At 43.8% G+C, this 17621-nt stretch carries 16 protein-coding genes; 12 read left to right on the forward strand and 4 right to left on the reverse strand.

Annotated elements, in window-relative coordinates:
• Nucleotides 1-55: 55 nt before the first annotated feature.
• Nucleotides 56-1132, forward strand: coding sequence for a phosphatase domain-containing protein (locus AC04MM_RS12285; protein WP_475380660.1), 1077 nt, complete (start codon nt 56-58; stop codon nt 1130-1132).
• A gap of 10 nt (nt 1133-1142) precedes the next feature.
• Here the strand turns inward: AC04MM_RS12285 and AC04MM_RS12290 are convergent, their stop codons facing one another.
• Both AC04MM_RS12290 and secG read right to left on the reverse strand, forming a co-directional pair.
• Entirely contained in the window at nt 1143-1931 is a 789-nt protein-coding gene (locus AC04MM_RS12290) for an AgmX/PglI C-terminal domain-containing protein (protein ID WP_475380661.1), read from the reverse strand.
• A gap of 15 nt (nt 1932-1946) precedes the next feature.
• The gene (gene secG, locus AC04MM_RS12295) at nt 1947-2297 is read right to left on the reverse strand and encodes a preprotein translocase subunit SecG (RefSeq protein WP_475380662.1); all 351 of its coding nucleotides are present in this window, start codon (nt 2295-2297) and stop codon (nt 1947-1949) included.
• Between the two features lie 99 nt (nt 2298-2396).
• Between secG and tmk the strand changes: the two genes are divergently transcribed.
• From tmk to ilvA, 9 genes are all read left to right on the forward strand, one after another.
• Nucleotides 2397-3068 (forward strand): dTMP kinase, encoded by a 672-nt coding sequence (gene tmk / locus AC04MM_RS12300; RefSeq protein ID WP_475380663.1) that lies wholly within the window; start codon nt 2397-2399, stop codon nt 3066-3068.
• Nucleotides 3056-4006 (forward strand): DNA polymerase III subunit, encoded by a 951-nt coding sequence (locus AC04MM_RS12305; RefSeq protein ID WP_475380664.1) that lies wholly within the window; start codon nt 3056-3058, stop codon nt 4004-4006. The genes tmk and AC04MM_RS12305 overlap by 13 nt, the downstream gene beginning before the upstream one ends.
• The gene (locus AC04MM_RS12310) at nt 3993-4778 is read left to right on the forward strand and encodes a TatD family hydrolase (protein WP_475380665.1); all 786 of its coding nucleotides are present in this window, start codon (nt 3993-3995) and stop codon (nt 4776-4778) included. Before AC04MM_RS12305 ends, AC04MM_RS12310 begins: the two co-directional genes overlap by 14 nt.
• A 32-nt stretch (nt 4779-4810) precedes the next feature.
• The gene (gap, locus tag AC04MM_RS12315; RefSeq protein ID WP_475380666.1) at nt 4811-5818 is read left to right on the forward strand and encodes a type I glyceraldehyde-3-phosphate dehydrogenase; all 1008 of its coding nucleotides are present in this window, start codon (nt 4811-4813) and stop codon (nt 5816-5818) included.
• A gap of 8 nt (nt 5819-5826) precedes the next feature.
• Nucleotides 5827-7050, forward strand: a complete 1224-nt coding sequence (locus tag AC04MM_RS12320; protein ID WP_475380667.1) for a phosphoglycerate kinase — start codon at nt 5827-5829, stop codon at nt 7048-7050.
• Between the two features lie 13 nt (nt 7051-7063).
• On the forward strand, nt 7064-7807 hold the full coding sequence (tpiA, locus tag AC04MM_RS12325; RefSeq protein ID WP_475380668.1) for a triose-phosphate isomerase: 744 nt from the start codon (nt 7064-7066) through the stop codon (nt 7805-7807).
• A gap of 111 nt (nt 7808-7918) precedes the next feature.
• Nucleotides 7919-9337, forward strand: a complete 1419-nt coding sequence (locus AC04MM_RS12330) for a hypothetical protein (protein ID WP_475380669.1) — start codon at nt 7919-7921, stop codon at nt 9335-9337.
• A 307-nt stretch (nt 9338-9644) separates the two neighbouring features.
• Complete coding sequence (locus AC04MM_RS12335; protein ID WP_475380670.1) at nt 9645-9932, forward strand: hypothetical protein; 288 nt, start codon at nt 9645-9647, stop codon at nt 9930-9932.
• A gap of 1 nt (nt 9933) precedes the next feature.
• Nucleotides 9934-11142 carry a threonine ammonia-lyase gene (gene ilvA / locus AC04MM_RS12340; protein ID WP_475380671.1) on the forward strand — a complete coding sequence of 403 codons (1209 nt, stop codon included), beginning with the start codon at nt 9934-9936 and terminating at the stop codon, nt 11140-11142.
• Here ilvA and AC04MM_RS12345 read toward each other — a convergent pair.
• Nucleotides 11139-12389 carry a hypothetical protein gene (locus tag AC04MM_RS12345; protein ID WP_475380672.1) on the reverse strand — a complete coding sequence of 417 codons (1251 nt, stop codon included), beginning with the start codon at nt 12387-12389 and terminating at the stop codon, nt 11139-11141. The genes ilvA and AC04MM_RS12345 overlap by 4 nt on opposite strands.
• Entirely contained in the window at nt 12390-13676 is a 1287-nt protein-coding gene (locus AC04MM_RS12350; protein ID WP_475380673.1) for a hypothetical protein, read from the reverse strand.
• A 47-nt stretch (nt 13677-13723) separates the two neighbouring features.
• On the opposite strand from AC04MM_RS12350, the gene hisC reads away from it, so the two are divergent.
• Both hisC and AC04MM_RS12360 read left to right on the forward strand, forming a co-directional pair.
• On the forward strand, nt 13724-14842 hold the full coding sequence (hisC, locus tag AC04MM_RS12355; protein WP_475380674.1) for a histidinol-phosphate transaminase: 1119 nt from the start codon (nt 13724-13726) through the stop codon (nt 14840-14842).
• Nucleotides 14843-14922: 80 nt separating this feature from the next.
• A complete protein-coding gene (locus tag AC04MM_RS12360) occupies nt 14923-17595 on the forward strand; it encodes a zinc-dependent metalloprotease (RefSeq protein WP_475380675.1) in 2673 nt (890 codons plus the stop codon).
• Nucleotides 17596-17621 lie beyond the last annotated feature (26 nt).

Raw genomic sequence — 17621 nt, forward strand, 5'->3', positions numbered from 1 at the left:
GATTTTTGGCAATAAAGCCTTAAAACTCTTGCGTCTTTTTGGCATAATAAAAGGCATGAAAAGCTGGAAAAGCACAGCCGAAATCAACTTAGATGTGGTTTATTTCAACTACAGGCAAGGTTATGACTTTTCTCAGCACTCAGAAGTCTATGTCTGGGATCTGGATAAAACTTACCTGGATACCTCGATTGACTCGTTACGCGGTCTGTTTCGCACCATATTCGAAAAATCTCTGACCAAAAAAAATGTGCCGGGGGCCTCTGAGTTACTTAAGAGCATTTCACGCACCCGTAAAAAGCATTTTACCGAATCGGATTTTCCGCTGTTTTTTGTGTCGGCTTCACCGCCGCAGATGGAATCAAAAATCGCCGAAAAATTTGCTCTAGACGATATCGCGCCCTTAGGCATGTTTTATAAAGACAACTTAAGAAACCTGACACCGTCGCGGTTATTATTTTTAAAAAAACAGATCGGCTATAAAGTGCAGGCGCTGATGCAGCTGCGCTGTCATTTAAGCAGTGAAGTGCGCATGATCTGCTTTGGCGATGACTCAGAATCAGATGCGATTATTTATAATTTATTTTCGGATATCTGTGCGCGTAGGCACACACCGATGGCACTAGAGCAGCTGTTGGAAGATTTAGGTATTACCCGCGCGCAGATCGAAGAGATTCTAAAATTACAATCACTGGTGCCGATCCAGGATCCGGTCGAAAAAATTTATATCAATCTCGCGACCGATACTGACCCGGATTACTACAATAAATTCGGCCGCCGCACTTTAGCTACTTACGACACCTTCCAGGTGGCGCTTGATCTGGTGCAGGACCAGCGTTTATCGCTTGAAGAATTGGGTGTGGTGATTCAGGCCTTAGAAGAAAAATACAACTATTCTACGACCCAGCTGGTGCGCGGCTTTGAAGACTTAATCCGCCGCCGTGTGATCGGGTTATCCTCGTTTGAAATGATCAAGAACTACCTGATCGAGAAAAAGCGTATTTCTCTTTCATGGTCGCCAAAGTTTGAGCCGCTCAAAGAAAAGATCGTACAAAACGGTCACGTCTACCAGTTAGACGGGTTGTTTGAACCCTGGGTTCGAACCGATGTTAATTACCGCAATGATTTTTTCTAAAGCCGGAGCCTCAGTCAAATTTAAGAGGAAAAACCGTTGTGATCGCATTACCCGAAAATTTCGGGAACACCGTGCGTGCCACAACTTCTGATAAACAGGCTTTAAAAGACTTATCCTGAATATCCGAACGGTTGATTTCAACTTTTGTCACTTTGCCCGCCGGAGAAATTTCAAACGAAATCAGGACCTGGCCATGCGCCTGTTCAGTTTTCTGGATCAACTGTCCGTAACAGCGAAAAAAATCAGACTTTTTAGATGCTAAGATTTCCTCGATTTTAGACTGCGGTAACACATCTTCAGGCAAAGCGGTTTTTAAACCTTTCTGGCGCAGGCTTTCGGCGTTTTTTTCGTTCGACAGCGCGTAATCCATCGCGGTTAACTGACGGCCTTCTTTGCGCACCCAGAACGAGGGTTCTTTGCCGAAGCGCTCGATAAATACATCACCCGAGCGAACAGTGACAAGAGTGGTTTTATCATCGGTTTGTTCAACCAAGATTTCAGAATTTTCTAACACGCGCACTTCGCCGCCGGTCTGGCTGAACGTTAACAGCGCATCCGATAACGGGGCGGTTTTAATTAAATCCAGATGGCGGATCTTAAGTCCTTTTTTTGCGGGAATATCATCGTACTGATCAAGCCCGCGGGTGATAACACCGGTCGGGTTGTCAGAGTTAATTTCGGTGATTTTTGCGATTTCTTTAGAAGCTAACAAATCAAGGTTTCGGGTTGGAACAAACACCGAAACCATAATAAGCACAAGGCCAATAATGATGAGTCCGATGACGACTCTGTTTTTCATGAGTGTAAAATAAAACTATTTAGTTTCAGTTGCAGAAGCTGGTGCCGGTGGAGGTGGAACTTCAGTCGCTGTTTCAGAAACTGCGCCAGCTGCGTTCATCGGTGTCGTCGGGATAACCGCTGAATCGATGATCGAAGATTGGGTGCGTGAAGACAACATCGCTAGACCGATACAAGTTACAACCAAGATCGCTGATACAACTTTAGTCATTGTTGCAGCCAGGGTCGTTGCGCCGGTAGCGCCTAAAACCGAGTTAGAAGAGCTTTGAGAAGTAAATACGCCGCCACCTTTAGAGTCTTGCACTAAAACTAATCCGATTAGGGCTAAACACGCTAAGATGTGAACAGTGGCTAAAAATGTGATCATCGAAAGACTCCTTCAAGTATGAACTAATAAACAAACCGTTAACTTATCGAATCAACATAATTCAGTCCAGCATGGCCTCATTTTACGCGGCGTTTAAAGGTGACAAAGGCGCAGCTTTGGAGCATATCTAAGTGGATGTTTTTTGTGGTCTTTGAAGGTTTAGATGGCTCCGGTAAATCCTCTTTAATGAAGAGGCTTGAAGCCCATTTAAAAAATCTCAAACAAGACCTGATTATGACCCGCGAACCAGGTGGCACCACCGTCGGTGATGAAATCCGCGAGATTATTCTTAAAAAACAAGCCGAACCACCATCGCCTCGTACCGAGTTACTGTTATACCAAGCCAGCCGTGCCCAGCATGTTGACCTGGTGATCCGTCCAGCCTTAGCGCAAAAAAAATGGGTATTATGTGACCGCTTTTCCGCAAGTTCGATTGCCTTTCAAGGCGGCGGACGCGGTATCTCTTTAGCGCAAGTACAGTGGCTGAATGATTTTTCGACAGATTTGCTTAGGCCGCACTTAACCGTGCTGTTGGATTTATCAGTTGAGGAGTCAAAAAAACGCCGCTCACACCGTGAAAACACCACGGAAGTGGCCGAAGACCGTATCGAAGCCGAAGCCGACTCATTTCACGAAAAAGTGCGCCAAGGATTTTTAGATCAGGCCAATGCTGATCCGACCAACTGGTTGGTGTTAAACGCAGCTCTGACTCCTGATGAGTTGTACACTCAGCTGATTGCCAAACTTACGGAGAAACAATGGCTGCGTTAGTGCAACAGGTGATAGGTCACGAAGAACAAAAGCATATGCTTTTTTCTGCCGTTGAGCACGGTTCGCTTCCGCATGCGATGGTCTTTTCTGGTCCGGCAGGTATCGGAAAAATGAAACTGGCCCTAGCTTTGGCGCAAAGTTTGGTTTGCGAAGTACCAGCAAGTGGTAAAGCTTGTGGTTACTGCGGTGCTTGCATCCGTGTCGAGAAAAACCAATCTGAAAGCGTGCGTGTTGTAAGCCCTGACGGTTTGCAGATTAAAATTTCGCAGGTGCGTGAAATTCTGGATTTTTTATCGTTAGCCAGTGATTCACAAAATCGGGTGGTGATTATTGATCAGGCCAATCAGATGAATCCACAGGCTTCAAATGCATTACTTAAAACTCTGGAAGAGCCACCGCAGGATGTCTTTTTTATTTTAACGACAACAGATGTTCGTCTGCTCATGCCGACAATTCGTTCGCGTTCGCAAATCATTTCTTTTAAAGCGTTAACGTTAGAGAATCTTCAGCGCATTAATCCGGGGCTTGCGAGCTGGATGTACCGCTCGGCCCGCGGTCAGGCGGGTAAGTTAGCCGGCTTTGCCGAAGGTGAATCTTTAGAACGCAGAAATACTGATCTGGGTTTTTTTGAACATTTTTGGTCGAACAATAATTTTGTGATGGAAACCGATATTAAAGAGTACGTAAAAGACCGTGCTTCGGCAGCGGTGGTTTTAAAAAACTGGTACACGTTTACCCGGGATTTAATTGTGCTGCCGCAATCACGTGAGCAGGTTTTAAACTCGGATCAAATTACTACATTAATCAAATTAGACTTTATTCCGCCTGAAAAACTTTATGATTTCTCAGCGGCGCTCTTACAAGCCATGCAGGATATTGATAAACTGGATTTGACTCTGTTGTTTGAGTCGCTGTGGGTGAAACATGCAAGAGCTTAACTGGATCGATATTCATACACACTTAGACCGTTTAGAAGGCGGCGCCGAAGCCGCACTTAAACTTGCGCAGGATAGCGGCGTAAAAAAACTTATCACGATCGGCACCGAGCCGGACGATCTTCCGGTGGTGTTAGAGCTGGCGCAAAAATACTACCCGGCAGTGTATTGCACCATTGGCGTTCATCCGCATGAGGGTGTTAAGTACACTGACGACGTCGGAAAATTTTTGCGTGCAAATGCTGCTAAGCCTGAAGTGGTGGCGATCGGCGAAATCGGTCTGGATTATTACTACAACCAATCTCCGAAGGCCGAACAGATTCACGCTTTTCGTGAGCAATTGAAGATTGCTGAAGAAGTTGGTCTTCCGGTTGAGATTCACACCCGTGATGCCGAAGCCGACACCATCGACATTCTTAAAGAATTTCACGGTCGGGTAAACGGGGTTATTCACTGTTTTACCGGGACCGAATGGCTGGCCCGCGAAGCCCTGGCTTTGGGATATAATATTTCGATTTCCGGAGTCGTAACATTTAAAAATGCCGATTCATTGCGTGCGATCGTGCGCGATGTGGTGCCGTTAGACAGAATTCATGTCGAAACTGATGCGCCTTTTCTAGCGCCGGTGCCGATGCGAGGAAAATCTAACACCTCGGCATATATGGTTCATACCGCAAAACTGGTCGCCGAATTAAAAGGTGTAACCGTTGAAGAGCTGGCCAAAGCGACTCAGGATAATGCGGCAAAGATGTTTAAAAAAATTAAATTTAATTAATAAAAAGAAGAACAAGTAGGAGAGTAAAGAGTATGGCAAAAGTAAAAGTAGGTATTAACGGTTTTGGTCGCATTGGCAGAGTTTTCTTTAGAGCGGCTTATGATAAAGTTGAAATCGCTGGTATCAATTCATTAGATAGCATTGAAGGTTTAGTGCACTTATTAAAATACGATTCAGCACACGGAATTTTTGATGCTGACGTAACGCACGACGGTGAAAATCTGATCGTTAACGGTAAAAAAATCCCGGTTTCAAAAACTAAAGATCCGGCACAAATTCCCTGGAAAGCCTGGGGCGTTGAACTTGTTATGGAATGTACCGGAGCTTTAAAAGGTAAAGAAGATTATCAAAAGCATATCACGGCGGGTGCTAAAAAAGTCATGATCTCTGCTCCGGCCGACGGCGTGGATATGACGGTGGTTTACGGTATTAACCACAATGACTATGATGCTACTAAGCACACCTTTATCTCTAATGCCTCTTGCACAACGAACTGCTTAGCACCGTTAGCTAAAGTTTTAGATGAAGCGTTCGGTATCGAGTCAGGCACGATGATGACGATTCACTCGTACACCAATGATCAACGTATTTTAGATTCTTCACACAAAGATTTACGTCGTGCCCGTTCTGCGGCGGTGTCGATGATTCCGACAACGACTGGTGCGGCAAAAGCGGTTGGTCTGGTTTTACCTAACTTAAAAGGCAAAATCGACGGTTTGTCAGTGCGTGTTCCGACGCCTAACGTTTCGGTTGTGGATTTTACCTTTAACGCAAAAACAGTAATGACTGCTGACTCAATCAACGCAGCCTTAAGAAAAGCAGCCAACGGTGACATGAAGGGTGTACTTGCGGTTGAAGAAAAAGAATTAGTATCGGTTGATTTCAACGGTAATACCCACTCTTCAATCGTTGATGCAAAAACGACGATGGTTATTGCCGGCGCCGGCGGTAAAATGGCTAAAGTTCTTTCGTGGTACGATAACGAAGTAGGCTTTTCTAACCGCATGGTTGATATGGCTCTACACATGATGTCGAAGTAGGCCAGATTATGTCACAAGGTTTAAAAGGTATTAAGACAATCCGTGATTTTGAATTAACAGGTAAGACTGTGTTCTTGCGTTTAGACTTAAACGTGCCGTTAGATAAAAAAACTAACAAAATCACGGATGAAACCCGTATTAAAGCAGCGCTTCCGACAATTAATTACGCCTTAGAAAAAGGTGCCAAATTAATTGTGGCTTCGCACTTAGGTCGTCCTAAATCAAAAGATGACAAGCAGTACTCGATGGAGCCGGTGGCAAAACGCTTAGGCGAGCTATTGGATGTTGAAGTGGTATTGATGGATGAGCCGGATTCTGAAGGCGTTAAACACTTTTTATCGGCGCCCATGAAAAAGCAGATCATCTGTTTGGAAAACCTGCGATTTGACGAGCGTGAAACAGAAAATAAAATGGACTTAGCACAGCAGTGGGCGGCATACACCGATATCTATATCAATGACGCTTTTGGTGCTTCACACCGTGCACACGCATCGATTCACGCGTTTCCGGAAATCATGAAGCAAAAAGGAATTGGTTTCTTGATCGAAAAAGAAATTAAAATGTTGGACGGCTTATTTGAAAGCCCGAAAAAGCCTTACATCGCCGTGCTTGGCGGTGCGAAAGTTTCTGATAAAATCCCGGTGATTGAAAAGCTGATGGATATCTGCGACGGTTTTGTGATCGGCGGCGCGATGGCGTACACCTTCTTAAAAGCGATGGATATTCCGGTTGGTAAATCACTGGTTGAAACCGACAAAATTAAATACGCCAAAGAGATGATTCAACGTGTGGAAGCACGTAATAAAACTATTTTATTGCCGGTTGACCACGTGACGACATTAAGTTTTGGCGACACTGAAAATATCAAAGTGACAGCTAATGCCGAGATACCTGAAGACCGTATGGCCTTAGATATCGGACCACAGACGATCCGTAATTTCCGCGCGTGCCTAGAAAAGGCGAACACGATTTTCTGGAACGGGCCGATGGGTGTATTTGAGACTCCGGCTTTTGCCAAGGGCTCTTTTGCCATTGCAGAAGCCTTGGCTAATAACCCGGGCCTTAAAATTGTAGGTGGTGGTGATTCAGCGGCAGCAGCCGAAGCCTCTGGTTTTGCCGACAAAATGACTCACATCTCGACCGGTGGTGGGGCAAGTTTGGAATACCTACAGGGCGAAAGACTTCCGGGTCTTGAAATTTTACGACCACGAAAGCAGTCAGAAGTTATCTAACTAAGGATGTCAAATGAGTAAGAAAATTTTTGCGGCAAACTGGAAATTACAAAAAAATCCGATACAGGCTAAAGAGTTCTGCGAAGTGTTTCGCGCCCAGGTCATGCCGCAGACTTATTTCTGGGATCACAAAGAAATTTTTATTTTTCCGCAAAATTTTTCGTTAGATGCGGTTATTCACGCTACTAAAGATACGCCGGTCATGGTGGGGCCGCAGCATATTCATTTTGAAAAAAGCGGCGCTTTTACCGGTGAAAATTCGGCCGCTTTTGCCAAAGAGATGGGGGCAAAAACCGTCTTGTTAGGCCACAGTGAACGTCGCCAGTATTTCGGTGAACAGCACGATTCGTTAAATAAAAAAGTTAAACTTTGCCAGGAGTTGGATTTGCTTCCGGTTTTCTGCATCGGTGAAACTCTGGCAGAACGCGAAAAAGGCGAGACTGAGAAAGTTTGTTTCGAACAGCTTACTCAGGCGTTAAACGGGATCGATAAGTCAAAACGCATCGTCATTGCCTACGAGCCGGTCTGGGCGATCGGCACCGGTAAGGTTGCTTCCGTTGAGCAGGTTAAAGAAATTCATGAAAAGCTATTTCATAAAATGGCCGATCTTAATTTTTCGAACTACCAATTGTTATACGGCGGTAGCGTTAAGCCGGATAATGCCAAAGAATTGCTACAGGTTCCGCATGTTGATGGTTTCTTAATTGGTGGAGCTTCGCTTGAAGTAGAAAGTTTCATGAAGATCTGCAGCCAGTAGCTGCGCATGACCCACGGGTTTTAAGCCCAACGTCGGGTTTAGTTCTGACGTTTGGTCCAGTTTTGTGTCTCAAAACTAAACTTTTTCTCAAAAAGTGACGTTAAGTAAAATGTGAAGAAGTTTAGTTACACTTTTTTCATTTTAATCGCAGCGGTCATTTTGCAAACCTCAGTGGTATGGGGAAAGCAAAATGATGTTTCTATTTTTAATCAAAAAACAAAGTCTGAAGCCTTAGTTGCGGCCAAAGTCACTAAAGCCTTGGCAAAAAATCTTTCGCCGCAGTTTTTTACTGTGCAGGTGCAATCAGAAATTGCGCCGGTATCGTTAGAAGTAAAAAAAGTAACTGTTAATCTACAGCTGTCACAGAAGCTTTCTCCGGCTTACCGTACACAGTTAACGAAATGGTTAAACCAATGGGTTGAACAAACCTATGGTGTGCGCGGAAGCGCGAAAGTTGAGTGGATTAGTGTTAATGTTGATCAAACAGTTGCACCGTTTTGGTTAGATTTGATTGTCTTGACCGGGCTATTAGTGACGGCGTTATTTTTATTGGGCCGGGCAATCATCAAAGCGCGCCCGCCGAAACAGCTTTGTTTTGCGTTTATCGAAGGTAAAATTTCTGAAGTCGTCGAAACTGAAGTCATTAATGAAGATAAAGTCTACGTCGTGCCTGTGCAGCAATTGCCGTTATCGGAGTGGATAGCTGAAACAACAGCTGAACCGGTATCTGCCGCTGAAACCCTGGTGATTGAGCCGATCGTATCGGTTGAACCATTTATCGAAACCGAGCAGGCAGAAGATGTTATTGAAGACGTAAAAGTGGTTGTGTCACCGTTTGCTTTTACTGAGCAGCTTGATAGCGAAAGTTTTAAAGATATGTTTTTAAGTTTAGATTTAGCGGCACAAGTGGCGTTTTTTATGAAAGCCCCGCGCGCGACCGTACAACGCCTGACAAGCCACTTGGATAAAAAATTAGTGGCCAAAATCTTAGCTGAGACAGCTTGCGTGCAGGAAGCCAGCGACGAAGAACTTACAGCCCAGATGACAGCGTGGCAACAGGCACAACAAAGCAAGTCTCCTGAAGCTGTAGTTACTACGATCAGCGAAAAGACCTTACGCCTTAAAGAAATCTGGCTGCAACTTCCGCGCAAAGATAAATCTTTATTGTTAGAACAAATGGGTAAAGAAAACCCAGAACTGGCTGCAGTATTTTTGCAAGATCAGCTAGAAGTAAATGTTCTTAAAACCTGGTCACCGGAAAAACTAAGAAAATTCTGCCTGCAGGTCAGAACCCGTGAACTTGCGGCCGTGATTAAAGAGTTGCCGTTTTTAAGTGAAGTTATTTTATCGGTGTGCCCGCACACCATGCGCAGTGAAGTCCTTCGCGAAGCAGAGATGATGGATACCGTTAAAACCGAAAAAAACTTCGAAGCATTTCTGGTCACTTTCGACCGCTACACGATGAGAGTCACAAAAGTAAATAAATCAGAAACTAACCTGTTACAGATTAAAACTAAACTTTTGCAATAATGTTTCACAAATAAAAATTCTCAGTTTTAGAGTTTTTGCAGCTTGTTCTTCACCGACGGGTTTCGCTGGTGAAACTCGCTGGATGCCTTCGCTTTTAAAGCTGCAATATTGCAAAGGCACTGCGTGGAAAGATATGTACTGTTTCAATTTAGGACACTGTTCTTCAAATTACGCTTTCGCGTCAAGTCATTGGGCATGCGAAAAAGTCGCTGCCTCAATTAGATTATCTTAAAGCTAGAAAACGCTGGTCGGACGTTTGCAACCTATGGTCTTAAGTCTAGAATTATAAAAGTAAGCGAGGCCACCAATGTCGAAAATAAATAACCCAGCTACCCCAGAAACAGAGCACATTCATTTTAGAAGATGCCACATCTGCGGCACTATGAATGAGCGTGCCAGCTCATTAGTTGATCGTTGTGGCAGCTGCAATAAAGCGCTGGCTCCGTTTGTCTTTTTTGATGAGCAGCGTGCTTTAGGGGTTTCTGACGAGGCTCCGAAAGAGGAGCCTTCAAAACGTGCCAGTACCATCAAAATAACCCGTCTAGCCACAGAAACTATTTATCCACCAATCTGGGGACTTACAGTATATTGGTAGTATGAAAGTTACCTTAGAAGATATCCAGCAGGCCCAGAAGACCATTGAAAATTTAGTTAACTACACACAAAGCGATTTTTCTAAATCGCTTTCTGATCTTTTGGGGTCCGATATTTATTTAAAGTTAGAGAACACCCAAAAAACCGGAAGCTTTAAAATCCGCGGGGCATCTAATAAGATCACTAATTTAACCGCTGAAGAGAAAAAACGCGGAGTGATCTGTTGTTCTGCCGGTAACCACGCACAAGGGGTGGCGCTGAGCTCGGCGTTAAACAACGTAAAATCCACAATCGTTATGCCGGTCAATGCACCGATTGCCAAAATCGAAGCGACTAAACGCTATGGTGCAGAAGTGATCATGTATGGCTCTATGTTTGATGAGGCCAAAGAACACGCACTTAAACTGGAAAAAGAACACGGCTATGTATTCGTACATCCCTACGAAGATGAGCGGGTGATCGCTGGTCAAGGCACAATTGGCCTAGAGATTTTTCAGCAAATCCCGGCTCTTGATACGGTGGTTGTGCCGATCGGCGGTGGGGGACTGATTTCCGGAATTTCTACGGCGATCAAAGCATTAAATCCAAAAATTAAAATTATCGGCGTGCAAACAGAACTGGTCAGCACAATGGCGCAAATGTTTCACACGAAAAAGTTTGTGCCGTTAACAAAACCAGTTGCTACTTTGGCTGATGGTATCGCCGTAAAAACACCAAGTGAGGTCATGTTTCATTCGTTCATTGAAAAAAATGTCGATGAGGTTGTCACTGTGACCGAAGATGAAATCGCCGAAGCGATTGTGTTTTTATTAGAACGCGCTAAAACCGTTGCCGAAGGCTCGGGAGCGGTGACCGTCGCCGCAGCTTTATCGCGCAAGTTAGTTCTGGGTAAGCGTACTTGCCTGATTGTAAGTGGCGGCAATATCGATTTAAACATCGTCTCAGACATCATTAACCGCGGTCAGATTCAGCGTGGCCGTCTTTGCGAATTATCAGTAACAGTTCCGGATGTGCCAGGAAGCCTAAGCCGCCTAACCCAGGTAATTGCTGAACATAAAGCCAATGTTCTTGAGGTTCACCATGATCGTATCCGTCATGGCTTAAATTTAAAAGAAACCCGCATTGAGTTTGTGTTAGAAACAACATCACATGAACATATCAAAAGTATTATCGCCGCTTTAGAAAAAGCCGGCGCTAAAATTAACGTTTAATTGATCTTCCAGTGAATCGATAACTGGTCGTTTTCTTTTAACTGATGACGGCCGGATTTAATCGACTTGTTATTGATCTTGATAAAGCGCTTGTTGTGATCAAATTCTGAATACAGATAAAAAGAATCCAGCGTCAGCGGTGTTTTGACCGTGTACTCGCCGTGAAAGTTATTTTCTTTCATGGCCATCGTCGTCGGTTTAAAAAACTGCGACAAATCTTCCAGGGCAAAACTTTCATCAAGTAAAAAGCCGGCACGTACATTTGAATCAGCGATAAAGTTTAACTGGGCTTCTGACTTCAGCGCAAATTTTTCGGATTTTTTGGTGCTGTTTAGCTGCAGGAGCAGATATTTAAGAACCTGGCGGATCACGCCCTGCAATTCAAAGTTATATTCGCCGGTCGGACTGGCTTTGGCGACCACCGATTTTGGCGGCATAATCAGCTTAATCTGATTTAAAATCGGCTGCGATAAAAACTGATGTAATTTGTAGTGGTAGACGAACTCCTGGATCATGGCTGATTCGATCACATGCGAAGCAGCGCACATTTTTTCAGCCAACTGGGTGCTTGAAAAATCAATGTTGATCGTGCGTGAGTTTTGCTTTTCTTCAATACCTAAAGACACTTTTAAAAGTTTATCCTGGTATTTAAGACTTAAATTGCCGTGTCCTTGGGCGCGTAAGTCGAACTGGCGGTCAAACTCGGCTTTACAGGTTTTAAACCAGATCTGCTGAAAATCAGGCTCACTTAAAAAATCCAGGTACGGTGTAGCCCGGAAGCAGCTGGTGTAATGCTCGATCTGGGCTTCGAAAAATTCAGTGAGCAAAGTTTTTTGCGGGTGTGGTTCGATCATCATCGACCATAACATCGCGTTTTTCTTGTGCGCTTCGACCAGCGGTGAAAGCGGGATCTTAAACTGAATCTGGCTTAAATCATCACTCCAGATCAGAAACAGATTCGTCGTCAAAGACGAAATAAAGAAAACTTTTGAATAACTGTAGCCGCCGTTTTCAGGGTCATTGGTAATAAAAATATCGCCGGGATTAAGTTTTAAATACTTTTTTACGATCTGGTAGCTGACCAGGCGGCTGGTGGTGGTTGAGCACAGTTCCGAATCACGCGAGAATAATAAATCGCCGTTTAAGTTAACCAGTGAAGCATTTTTAAAATGATTCAGAAAACTCTGAAAGTAGTGGTAGTCCAGGTGCCCGTAAGAAGCTAATTGCAAACTTTTATTATCAAACATTTACAGTCTCTTATAAATTTCTGTCGTCCACGAAAACGGACTAACGGCATTATCAAGTTTTTTAAATAAAATATTTAAATGGCCTGTCCACTCAAGTTTTTCTTCTTTCACTTTGTGCAAAAGAATGTCGTAACCAAGTTTGTTTACGACAAAGTCCTGGATGATTTTCAGATCAAACGGCTCTTCATAATGGGCCTGGCCTTTTTCCAGAACCTTAAACTGTGATTCGATTTTTCCGCATAAGCTGGTTTCGGCCAGTTTTGGAAACAACTGAATCAGGTTCGGATCCTGAGAGATCGTTTTGTAAAAAGCATCGACCACCAGGGTTTTAACCGAACGGCCGGCCAGCATCGGCCCAGGCTCGATCGCGGCAGGAACTTTAGAAAACACCAAGTGACCTGAAGAATGAATTTTAACTTCAGAAAACGGGTGGATACCGATGGCTTCGGATTCGATGTGTTCGTAATTCACTTTTCCCCACGGACTGTTCCAAACCGGAGAAATTTTGTTTTTCATCACGATCCAGCGTTCGAGGTCGGTGTGAATTAAAAGATCTTTTTTATTCTTTTTAAATAGATTATGTAAAAACTGATCGGCACTGAAATATAAATCAATGTTTTCAAAATCTTTCTGAAATTTATTTTTTACCCAAAAATGAATTTCTGGATCGCCGAGGCAGTCCTTAAGTTCACTGACGATTTCTTCTTTGGTGCCTTCAGAGCCGGCGTTAATCAGGGTTTTACGTAAAGTGTGTAAATTATCAGGCTCGGGATTTTTAAACACTGAAAAGTTCTGTTCTAGAAAGAAATTTTCAATTGAGGCAATTTGCTCAGCACTGAACTGGCTCAGGCTGATCACCACTTTGTTCGCCTCGGGATTGATTTTTTTTACGCGCTCCAACTCAGTTTTTAACTGATCCAGCGTGAATGCTTTGCCAAGTGGGATGATCAGTGCAGCTGCAGCCAGGGACAGACAGGTTGAATCTTCGAAGGTGTAGTTATTCTCCTGATTTTCGTTTAGCACCTGAATCACGCTTCCGCCCAGACGGAACGATTTTAACCGGTCTAAATACTTAGTGACGATGTAGACACTGGAAATTGTATGCTCAGTCGTTAAAGGTTTTACATGTTGGTTTAATATCGCCTTTAAAGATGTCTGCGGTAAGAAGAAAGTTTTTTTCAGCAGAATATCTGCAGCAGAAACACTACGGGCTTCAATTTCCGCGTAGGATTCTCCTAAATAAATGGCAAGCGAAGCTTGAGAAATTGCATTTGAAGCATTGGACATAATAAGTTCGTCTATGTTAGAGATATTGTTATTGAGGGTCAATCACTATGAAAGTATCTGCAGAGATTTTAAGTCTAGTTCCTTATAAACCAGGTAAGCCGATCGCCGAGACACAGCGCGAGTACGGTTTAACAGAAGTCTATAAACTGGCTAGCAATGAAAACCCGTTGGGTCCAAGTCCCAAAGCGGTACAGGCTATTACAAAAGCCCTGACAGAACAGCACAGATATCCGGATCCTTCATGTTATGATCTGATCCAAAAAATCTCACAAAAATGGATCGTGCCCGCAACCCAAGTGGGAATCGGTAATGGCTCTAACGAAATTATCGATCTTTTAATCCGTATTTTCTGTGAGCCTGGCGACTCAATTCTGACAACTGAAGCGGCTTTTGTTGCTTATAAAGTTTGCGCCCAGGCAGCCCGTGTAAAAGTCAGATCAGTGCCGTTGCGCCCGGATTTAACCATGGATTTAAAGGCGATTGCCGATGATTTTTACCGTAATCCGGCAGCCCGCACGCAGTTAATTTTTATCCCGAACCCGAATAATCCGACCGGTACCGCGGTCGGAGGGGCCGAGATGGACGAATTTTTAACCCGTCTTGGTAACCGCGATGATGTTTTGCTGGTATTTGATGAAGCTTACACCGAGTATGTGCGTGATCCTAATTTTAAAGCGGCATCTTCATTCTATAATAAATATTCAAACGTGATCGTGATTAAAACATTCTCTAAAGTTTACGGTTTGGCAGGCCTGCGTTTAGGCGCGATGTTAGCCCCTGAGTTTGTGTTAGAACTGTATAACCGTGTAAGAAATCCGTTTAATGTGAACGAACTGGCACAGGTAGCCGGCATTGCTGCGCTTGATGATATTGAGTATATGCAGGCATCGCAAAAATCAGTGTGGGAAGGTCTGGATTACTTCTATAAAGAATTAACCCGTTTAAAACTTCCGTACTTTAAATCTGAGGCTAATTTTGTGTTGTTCGACACACAAAGAAACGCCGAGGTTTGTTTTACCAACTTACTTAAAAAAGGCATTATCTTACGCCCGGTCGGTAATTACGGTTTTCCAAATTATTTACGTATGACCGTGGGTCGCCCGGATGAAAACCAAAAAGCCATAGCCGCCATCGAACAAATGTTAACTGAGGTTCCAAAGCTGTAGTCTTTACTGTCCAGATTTCTGACAGTGTCGAAAAACGCCACTTTCATATAGTATCAGCCAATTATTTAAGGGGATATTATATGAAATGGTTTAAAGGCCTGACTCTGGCTGTTATTGCGGGATTTGTAGCTTCTGGTTGCGCACCGAAAGACGAAAAAACCACTATTGTACGTGAGCGCCAGGCTCCGGAAAAATTAGTTGAGTCAATGCAGGTGACTGCTGATGCCGGAACCATCGTGTTGCAAAAATCCGCCTTAGGTAAAGCCTTTTTATTAACGCCATCTTTGGTTTTTTCTAAGCGTATGCCGGACTTTAACGATTTTAAACCACAGATCGTATCGTTTGAACGGTCGGCTTTGCGCATTGGTTTATTTCGTTTAAGTGCGAACAATGTTTACGACACGATCCCAACAGATAAGTTACTTCAGACCTTTCGAATCGTTAAAGAAACTAATGAGACATTAAGTATTGATATCAGCGAAGGTTTTAAAAACCTGGCGCTTGAAGAGCATTTAAGTATCGTCGACAGCGAAACCATTGAGCGCGCCAGCGAAGGCGGCGAGGGTTTAGAGACCACAATGGATATCAAAGAGGCGATGATCCGTAAAAGCGAAATCAATGGCAACGTGATGTACGTTGAGCAAGCGGTGCGAATTGGCAATTTATCAAAAAAAACGCCTAAAGAAGACGACGAAGAGTCGATGCCGAATGATCCGACAAAAGCCGAATTAACGGCACGTGTGATTATTGAGATTAAGCCTTACCTGGCGAATGATAAATTCCAGTCACAACTTTTTGATAAAGAACAGCGAGTCGGTTATTTCATCAACTTTGCCTTTTTACCTAAACAAGACGAAGCCTTACCGCAAATCGCTAAATGGGATTTATCTGAAGAACGTGAGGCCATCACAGTGGCTTTAGAAAATAATATTCCGGCTGAAATCGTTAAGGCCACCGAAGAAGGTGTCACATACTGGAACCGAGTGGTGGGGCGTGAAGTGTTAAAAATCCGCCATGGTTTTAAAGCCACTGACCGTGTATCAGATCGTATGATCGTGGTGCGCTGGGTGCAGTGGGATTCAGCGGGTTTTGCTTACGCTTCAATGCAATCAGACCCGCTTTCGGGAGAGATTTTGCGCGCACAGATTTTCATGACATCGTCATGGCTAAAAGGTGCTATTAAGAGTACGCAGTTACCGCTGGGTAAAAAAGCGGGGCTGTGTGTGTTTGAACAAAGTCAGTTGAAAACACTATCGGGCATGGTGAATTTATCTGAAGCCCAGAAATTAAAATATGCCCAGGATGTGATTCGTATGGTGGTGGCCCACGAAATGGGTCATGTGATGGGTTTACGTCATAATTTTTCGGGTTCGCTAAATCATGAAGGTAGTGATAAAGATTTATTAAAAGCAAAAAAAGATTATTTAACCGATGAAAAACACCCGGGCTTTTCGTTATCATCTACGGTGATGGATTATGAAGGTGGTATTGAGACCGCATTGCTTGGTGCGCATATCCAGCATGCGACGTTACCGTATGACCGTGCCGCCATCGGCTGGGGCTACAAACAGGAAAAAATCGAACTGGCCGCCAATACCTACTGCTCAGATGAGCACATTATGTTGGCGAACAAACAGAAAGCCGCAATCTACGGTTGTGAACGTTTTGACAGTTTAAAAAATCCGGCGGTGGGTATGGTAGAAAGTATCAAAGCCGAAATCTCAGGGCTTGCGGCATCTACTTTTGCCGATGTTGTCTTTGATAAAACCGCTGATCACCCTTACCAGCAGAAGAAAACCCTCGAGCAGTTAGCACAGATTTATCTGCATCTGGATCTGGGTCAGCTTGAAGATGTTCTTTTTAAGGCTGCCGACACGTTGTCGATGTTGTCGATTGATTCTGTGATCAAACAGTACTCGTACTCATTTAATCATACAGACAATAAAGTGACATACGACGGCTTGATTGAGGCAAAGCTTAAAGAAGATGTAAAAGCTTTTGGTGGTTTGAGCGGCTTAGTAAAGCAGGTCTTAAATTTAGAGTCGAACAACGTCGATGATTTACGTATTGTAGAAAACCAGGTGCAGGAATTTTTCAAAACATTAACGGCAGCACAGTCGGGTTTAACCGAAGCCGATCTGGCAAAAGTTTCTGAGAAAATGTTAGCTTCGGCCAAAGACGAAGATAAAAAACTTTTGGCTAAAGTGATGAGTAAGCTTGTGCCGGTGTACACGGGCCAATACCGTTACAGCTCGCATAAAGAGTATCAGGATGCGCAAAAAAATCCTGAAAAGTATAAGGCACCGATCATGCGTTACCGTAGTGAGATTAATTTGGGTGATGCCAACGAATTAATGTCGTTATTTAAAAAAGCGGTTTTAAGCGGCAAAGGTGAGGCAAAAAAAGTAACGGTCAACGGTCAGGAGTTAGAAGTCAGACTTTTTGGTCATGGTTATGAACGTGACGCTTTAATTAAAGCTTTCGTGTTAGAAAACTGGCCAGCCAGCAAGCACAGCGAAATCCGACCGGCGTTAACAGAACAGCTGGCGCAGTTAAAGGCCGAAGCGGTTGTCAACACTTTGGCTGTACTTAAAGCGGCCGGTCAACCGGTTCCAGAATCATTAACTTATGCCGAACTGGTTAAAGCCGTTGATGCGATTCCGTTTTCGCAATTGAACGGAATTTACGCTTTCGAGCTAAAAATGTACGACCTAGCAGTGCTTGAAAAATTAGAAAAAGCTAAGCCCGAGTAATAAAATGAACAGAAATCAGTCACGTC

Source organism: Bdellovibrio sp. SBM16, from assembly GCF_056175625.1.